The organism is Paraburkholderia sp. SIMBA_054, assembly GCF_046534875.1.
Classification (GTDB): domain Bacteria; phylum Pseudomonadota; class Gammaproteobacteria; order Burkholderiales; family Burkholderiaceae; genus Paraburkholderia; species Paraburkholderia hospita.
In genome coordinates, this window is sequence record NZ_JAWRXV010000098.1 from 21,045 (window position 1) to 27,044 (window position 6,000).

Consider the following 6,000-nt stretch of genomic DNA (forward strand, 5'->3'; position numbering starts at 1 on the left):
TTTGATACACGGTGCACCGACGGGCGCTCAGGCGCGCCGTCATGCCACGCGGCAACGACATCCGTCCGACCAATCCATTCGAACACAGTTCCAGCGCGACCGACACCTGGCCGATCGGCTAGCTTCCGGCATGGGTCAAATCGGGGTTACGTTGCTCCAGCAGCTTTTACGCTGTTGCGTTACGCTATGCGACCGCGAGCCAGAGAGCGCGCGGCTCCAGCAATTCAAGGACCCTCCATGACCATTTCGATGTTTCAGGCATCCATCCCCGTGCTGATTCGCAGCCTCACGAACCTGCAGGCCATTCTCGGCAAGGGACAGGCGCACGCGGCAGAAAAACAGATCGACCCGTCGGTGCTCACGGGCGCCCGTCTCTTTCCGGACATGCATCCGCTGGCCCGTCAGGTGCACATCGCAACGGATACCGCGAAGGGTTGCGCAGCGCGGCTGGCCGGCGTCGAAGCGCCGAAGTTCGACGACGTGGAGTTCACGTTCGACGAACTGCACGCGCGCATTCAGAAAACCATCGATTATCTGAAGGAGTTCAACGCGGCGCAGATCGACGGCTCGGAGACGCGCGCTGTGACGCTGAAGATGCGCAGCGGCCCGGTGGAGTTCACCGGCCAGTCTTATCTGCTCGGCTTCGCGATGCCGAACTTCTACTTCCACATCACGACGACGTACGACATCCTGCGTCATAACGGCGTCGAACTCGGCAAGCTCGATTTCCTCGGCAAGCCGAACAGCTAACGCTGAAGGGAAATATTGGCGAGCGATGCGCGAACCGGTTCTAGCCGGGTTCGCGCGTCGCGGCTGAAGCGAGGAATTGCGTAAGACGCGCCCCGATGCAAGTCAGAGGCGCGGCTGGAACGCGATGATGCCCATGCCCGCCAGCGTCAGCGCGACGCCCGCGAGATCCCATGCGCTCGGACGCACATGGTCGACGCACCATAGCCAGAGAATCGCCACCGCTACATAGACGCCGCCGTATGCGGCATAGACCCGGCCCGCGGCCGCGCCGTGAAAGGTCAGAAGCCACGCAAACAGCGCGAGGCTCAATGCGCCCGGCAACAACAGCCACGCTGGGCCGCCGTCCTTGAGCCAGCGCCAGGGCAGATAGCAGCCGACGATCTCGGCGATCGCGGTCACAACGTACAGCAACAGGGTCTTCATCGGCAGGATTGAGGTGATCGGTCAACGCGGCGTCAAGGCTTAGGCCGTGCAGTCTATCGCCTTTATTGACACAATCACTTTGCCTTCCGGCGGCGCACCATGCGACATTGACCTTTCATCCTCCATTCAAATGATCACGAGCACGCCAGCATGAGTGTCAAATCGCCCTGTATCGACATCTGCAAGTTCGACGGCAAGACCGGTTATTGCGTCGGCTGCCTGCGCACGAAGGAGGAATGCAAAGGCTGGAAGAAGATGAAAGACAAGCATCGCCGCAAGGTCATCGACCAGAAGCCGGAACGCGCGGCGATGATCCGCAAATAAGCACGCGCTTCAGGCACGCTTCAATCGAGCGACAGACGCAGCGCGAAACCGATCAGCGCGGCGGAGAACGTCCAGCGCTGCACAGACTGTGCGAGCGGATGCGCGCGCACCCAGCCGGCGATCCGCGCGGCGCCGATTGCATAGACGGCGTCGAAACACGCGCCGAGCGCAACCAGCACGACACCCAGTTCAACCATCTGCCACGCGACGGGCCCCGCTTCCGGACGCACGAACTGCGGCAACAGCACCGAACAGAACAGCAGCGCCTTCGGGTTCAGCAGATTCGTGAACAACCCTTTGACGAACGCCGTCCGCAACGCGCCGTCCTCGTCTGTCTGCATGCCGCTCGACGGCAGCGCGAACATCGGCGAGCGGAAGATCTGCACGGCCACCCACGCCAGATAGATCGCGCCGCCGTAACGCACCACTTCGTAGAGCCACGGCGCGTTGCGCAGCAGCGCGGCGACGCCGCAAGCGGACAGCGTGACATGCGTCGCGCGCGAAAGGCCAAGGCCGACGGCGGCGGCAAAACCATTGCGCGCGCCGCGTCCGATGCTCGTCTGCAACACGAGCGCCATGTCCGGTCCGGGCAGCGCAAACACCACGACCAGGGCCGTGACATACATGATCAGAAGATGAGCGGAAATCATGGGGAACCTCACGTTTCGAGGCATTCATGATGCATTCGAGTGAGTAGCGAATATTGGCGATTTTCTACCACTCAGCATCACGGATTAGCAGATTGCCCTAAAATAGCTCCACCCTTAAAAGGTTTCCGCTAAGCATGATCGAACTCGACAAAACAGACCGCGCAATCCTCGCCGCGTTGCAATCGGACGGCCGGATGTCCAATGCTAAGCTCGCCGAAACGGTCGGCCTCAGCGAGACGCCCTGCGCGCGACGGCTCAAGCGCCTCGAAAACGACGGGTATATCGAGCGGTATCGCGCGATGCTGTCGCGCTCGGCGCTCGGATATGGCGTCGTCGCGTTCGTGTACGTGCGCTTTGCCGTGCATGACCGCGCCACCGCGACGCGCTTCGAGCGCGAGGTGCTGGCGATCCCGCGCATCCTGTCGTGCCACAACGTATCGGGCAGCGCCGATTACGTGCTGCAAGTGGTCGCGCGCGACCTCGACGATTACGGCACGTTCATGCGCGACGAGATGCGCAGTTTGCCGGGTGTGACGTCGGTGGAATCGTCGCTGTCGCTGCGCGAGGTGAAGGCGAACGGCGGCTTGCCCTTGAGCTGAACCATGCGACGCAGAGCGCGAAATGCGCGGCGACTCGTGGCATAGTGAGCGCCTCGCCGTCACGGCACGATGAATCACGGAGCATTGGTATGGACCACGCAGCAGCGCGAGCCGAAGAAACCCGCGCAATGGAGCGCGTTCTGAACGCAACGAAACAGGTGCAGACGGCGTTCGCCGCGCTGCAGTCGCAATTCCCGCCGGACGGCAGCGGCCGCCCATCGCAGATCGCGTTGCAGACTTTCGACGCCGCGCTGCAGGAACTGGAAGACGCCCAATCCGAATTCGATACGATCCTCAACGATCTGCTTGACGGCAACCGTTGAGCCGACTACGCGCCGGGCGGCTGATGACGTCCGGCGTAACGCGCGGCGCGGGCATGTACGGATGCCTCTGCCGTGCGTCGCGGAGAAGGCGGGAGTTGGCGGGGACTGACAGTTAGTTGCAATTGCGCGGGCCGCGATCATCACTATAGTGAATGCCGGCTGATTCAATAAATAAACTTCGGAAATACATCCGCCGCCGCTAAGCTGGCTTCACCTCTTCAAGGCGAAGCATGTGATGGCGGAACTTTATCTGGTACGGCATGGCCAGGCGTCCCTGGGCGCCGACGATTACGACCAACTTTCGGACGCAGGCGAACAGCAAGGCATCTGGCTCGGCGAATACTTCGCACAGCGCGATATCGCGTTCGACCGCGTGATGACAGGCACCCTGCGCCGCCACGCGCAGACCGCCGATGCGATCCGGCGCGGGCTCGGTGTGCCGCGCATCGATTGCGAGATCCATCCCGGTCTCGACGAATACGACTTCCACGCACTGTTTCGCGCGCTCGGCGACGAGCACAGCGCGCTGGCCGAACGCGCCACGCGCAGTCCACGCGATTTCTTCAAGGCTTTGCGCGAAGTCCTGCAACTGTGGACAGAAGGCGCGCTCGACGGCCGCGCGCCCGAAACCTGGGTTGCGTTCCAGCAACGCGTCGCCGAAGCGCGCGGCGCGATCCAGCAAGGCAGCGGCCAGCGCGTGCTGGTCGTGAGTTCCGGCGGCGTGATCGCCGCGCTGACGCAGCAGGTCTTGCAGGCGCCCGCCGCCACGGCCATCGCGCTCAACATGCAGATACGCAACAGCAGCGTCAGTCATTACTTCTTCAATCGCGACACGCTGCATCTGTCGAGCTTCAACGGCATCGGCCATCTCGATGATCCGCAGCGCCGCGCCTTCCAGACCTATGGCTAACTCAGGGCTTAACGCATCGAACGATATGACTTGCGATCACCACGACACCACGCTCGACCTCGACCGCCTTGCACGATATCTGGAGCAACACGTCGCGGGCTTCCGCGGCCCGTTGCGCGCGACGAAGTTCGCAGGCGGCCAGTCCAATCCGACTTATCTGCTCGACACGCAGAGTGGCCGCTACGTGCTGCGCCGCCAGCCGCCCGGACAGTTGCTGAAATCGGCGCATGCCGTCGACCGCGAATTCCGCGTGCTGAGCGCGCTCGCCGATACGCCCGTGCCTGTCGCGCGCGCCTGGCATCTGTGCGAGGACCGCGAAGTAATCGGCAGCATGTTCTACGTGATGAGCTACGAGGAAGGCCGCATCTTCTGGAACCCGGCGCTGCCCGAAGTGGAACGCGACGCGCGACGCGACTATTACGCGTCGATCGTGAAGACGCTCGCAGCGTTGCATGACGTCGATCCTCAAGAAGTGGGACTCGCCGACTACGGACGCGCCGGCAATTACTTCGAGCGTCAGATTGGCGTCTGGACGAAACAGTACCGCGCCGCCGAAACGCAACGCATCGACGCGATGGAAGCGCTGATCGACTGGCTGCCCGCGCACTGCCCTGCCGATGCGCTGCGCGCATCGCTCGTGCATGGCGACTTCCGCATCGACAACCTGATCTTCGCGAGCGACGCGCCACAAGTACGCGCGATTCTCGACTGGGAACTGTCGACGCTCGGCAATCCGCTCGCCGATCTTGCGTACTTCTGCATGTGCCTGCGGCTGCCCGCACACGGTCATATCACGGGATTGCGCGGACAGGATCGCGCTGTCCTGGGTGTGCCCGACGAAGAAGAAATCATCGCCCAGTATTGCGCGCTGCGCGGGCTGCCCGCGATCGACAACTGGCCGTTCTACCTTGCGTTCAGCTTCTTCCGGCTTGCGTCGATTGCGCAGGGTGTGAAGGCGCGCGCACTGCAAGGCAATGCATCGAGTGCGCAGGCGCATCAGGTCGGCGCGATGGTCGAGCCGCTCACGCAACTTGCCGCCGAGCTGATCGCGTAAGCCTCGAACACAATCATCGACGAGAACATGAAGGAGACAACATTGAGCACGAACCTTTTCGACCTGACGGACCGCATTGCACTCGTGACGGGCGCGAGCCGCGGGATTGGCGAAGCGATCGCGAGATTGCTCGCGCAGCAGGGCGCGCATGTGATTGTGTCGAGCCGCAAGCTCGAAGAATGTGAGCATGTCGCGGCGGATATCCGCGCGGCGGGCGGGAGTGCCGAAGCGTTTGCGTGTCACGTCGGGCATATGGAGGACATCGCGGCGACGTTCGCGCATATTCGCGAGAAGCATGGGCGGCTGGATATTCTCGTGAATAACGCTGCCGCGAATCCCTATTTTGGGCACATTCTCGATACGGATCTTGCTGCGTATAACAAGACTGTCGAGGTGAATGTGCGTGGGTATTTTTTTATGTCGGTGGAAGCGGGCAAGTTGATGAAGGAGCGAGGACGTGGCGCGATTGTTAATACGGCGTCTGTCAACGCGCTGCATCCTGGTGATATGCAAGGGATTTATTCGATCACCAAGGCGGCTGTCGTCAACATGACCAAGGCGTTTGCCAAGGAATGTGGGCCGCTCGGGATTCGCGTTAATGCTCTGTTGCCTGGGCTTACGAGGACCAAGTTTGCTGGCGCGCTGTTTGAGAACAAGGATATTTATGACCAATGGGTCAGCAATATTCCGCTGCGCCGGCATGGGGAGCCTTCTGAAATGGCCGGGACGGTGTTGTATCTCGTTTCTGATGCAGCTAGCTATACGAATGGGGAATGTATTGTTGTTGATGGAGGATTGACCGTCTAGGGTTTTTTTGCCCTGCGGGCGCGTTGGTTCGCGGTGCGGCGTATTTGCTCTGTGTGTTGGCCTTTGCGCTGGCATCCGCGTTTTGTCTTCGTGCTTCAAGCGTCGCCCCTGTGCGGGGCGGCACCTACTTTTCTTTGCCGCCGCAAAGAAAAGTAGGCAA

9 protein-coding genes are annotated in these 6,000 nt (G+C 61.7%); 7 read left to right on the top strand and 2 right to left on the bottom strand.

All coding sequences use genetic code 11. The features are described from left to right. Nucleotides 1-237: 237 nt before the first annotated feature. On the top strand, nucleotides 238-750 hold the full coding sequence (locus SB822_RS51760; RefSeq protein WP_410858426.1) for a DUF1993 family protein: 513 nt from the start codon (nucleotides 238-240) through the stop codon (nucleotides 748-750). Between the two features lie 102 nt (nucleotides 751-852). Here the strand turns inward: SB822_RS51760 and SB822_RS51765 are convergent, their stop codons facing one another. Then, nucleotides 853-1,173, bottom strand: a complete 321-nt coding sequence (locus SB822_RS51765; RefSeq protein ID WP_410858427.1) for a YnfA family protein — start codon at nucleotides 1,171-1,173, stop codon at nucleotides 853-855. Between the two features lie 150 nt (nucleotides 1,174-1,323). Here SB822_RS51765 and SB822_RS51770 point away from each other — a divergent pair, with 150 nt between their 5' ends. Beyond that, nucleotides 1,324-1,497 carry a DUF1289 domain-containing protein gene (locus SB822_RS51770; protein ID WP_007587340.1) on the top strand — a complete coding sequence of 58 codons (174 nt, stop codon included), beginning with the start codon at nucleotides 1,324-1,326 and terminating at the stop codon, nucleotides 1,495-1,497. 20 nt (nucleotides 1,498-1,517) lie between these two features. On the opposite strand, the gene SB822_RS51775 is transcribed toward SB822_RS51770, so the two are convergent. Then, nucleotides 1,518-2,147, bottom strand: a complete 630-nt coding sequence (locus SB822_RS51775) for a LysE family translocator (RefSeq protein WP_410858428.1) — start codon at nucleotides 2,145-2,147, stop codon at nucleotides 1,518-1,520. Nucleotides 2,148-2,281: 134 nt separating this feature from the next. Between SB822_RS51775 and SB822_RS51780 the strand changes: the two genes are divergently transcribed. From SB822_RS51780 to SB822_RS51800, 5 genes are all read left to right on the top strand, one after another. Continuing rightward, a complete protein-coding gene (locus SB822_RS51780) occupies nucleotides 2,282-2,746 on the top strand; it encodes an Lrp/AsnC family transcriptional regulator (RefSeq protein WP_007746182.1) in 465 nt (154 codons plus the stop codon). Between the two features lie 89 nt (nucleotides 2,747-2,835). After that, the gene (locus SB822_RS51785; RefSeq protein WP_007587337.1) at nucleotides 2,836-3,069 is read left to right on the top strand and encodes a hypothetical protein; all 234 of its coding nucleotides are present in this window, start codon (nucleotides 2,836-2,838) and stop codon (nucleotides 3,067-3,069) included. Nucleotides 3,070-3,304: 235 nt separating this feature from the next. After that, nucleotides 3,305-3,979, top strand: a complete 675-nt coding sequence (locus SB822_RS51790; RefSeq protein ID WP_007587336.1) for a histidine phosphatase family protein — start codon at nucleotides 3,305-3,307, stop codon at nucleotides 3,977-3,979. A gap of 25 nt (nucleotides 3,980-4,004) precedes the next feature. Beyond that, nucleotides 4,005-5,033: a phosphotransferase gene (locus SB822_RS51795; RefSeq protein ID WP_410858429.1), complete on the top strand. Its 1,029-nt coding sequence runs from the start codon at nucleotides 4,005-4,007 to the stop codon at nucleotides 5,031-5,033. Nucleotides 5,034-5,075: 42 nt separating this feature from the next. Further along, a complete protein-coding gene (locus SB822_RS51800; protein WP_007587334.1) occupies nucleotides 5,076-5,840 on the top strand; it encodes an SDR family oxidoreductase in 765 nt (254 codons plus the stop codon). The last annotated feature ends 160 nt before the right edge of the window (nucleotides 5,841-6,000 follow it).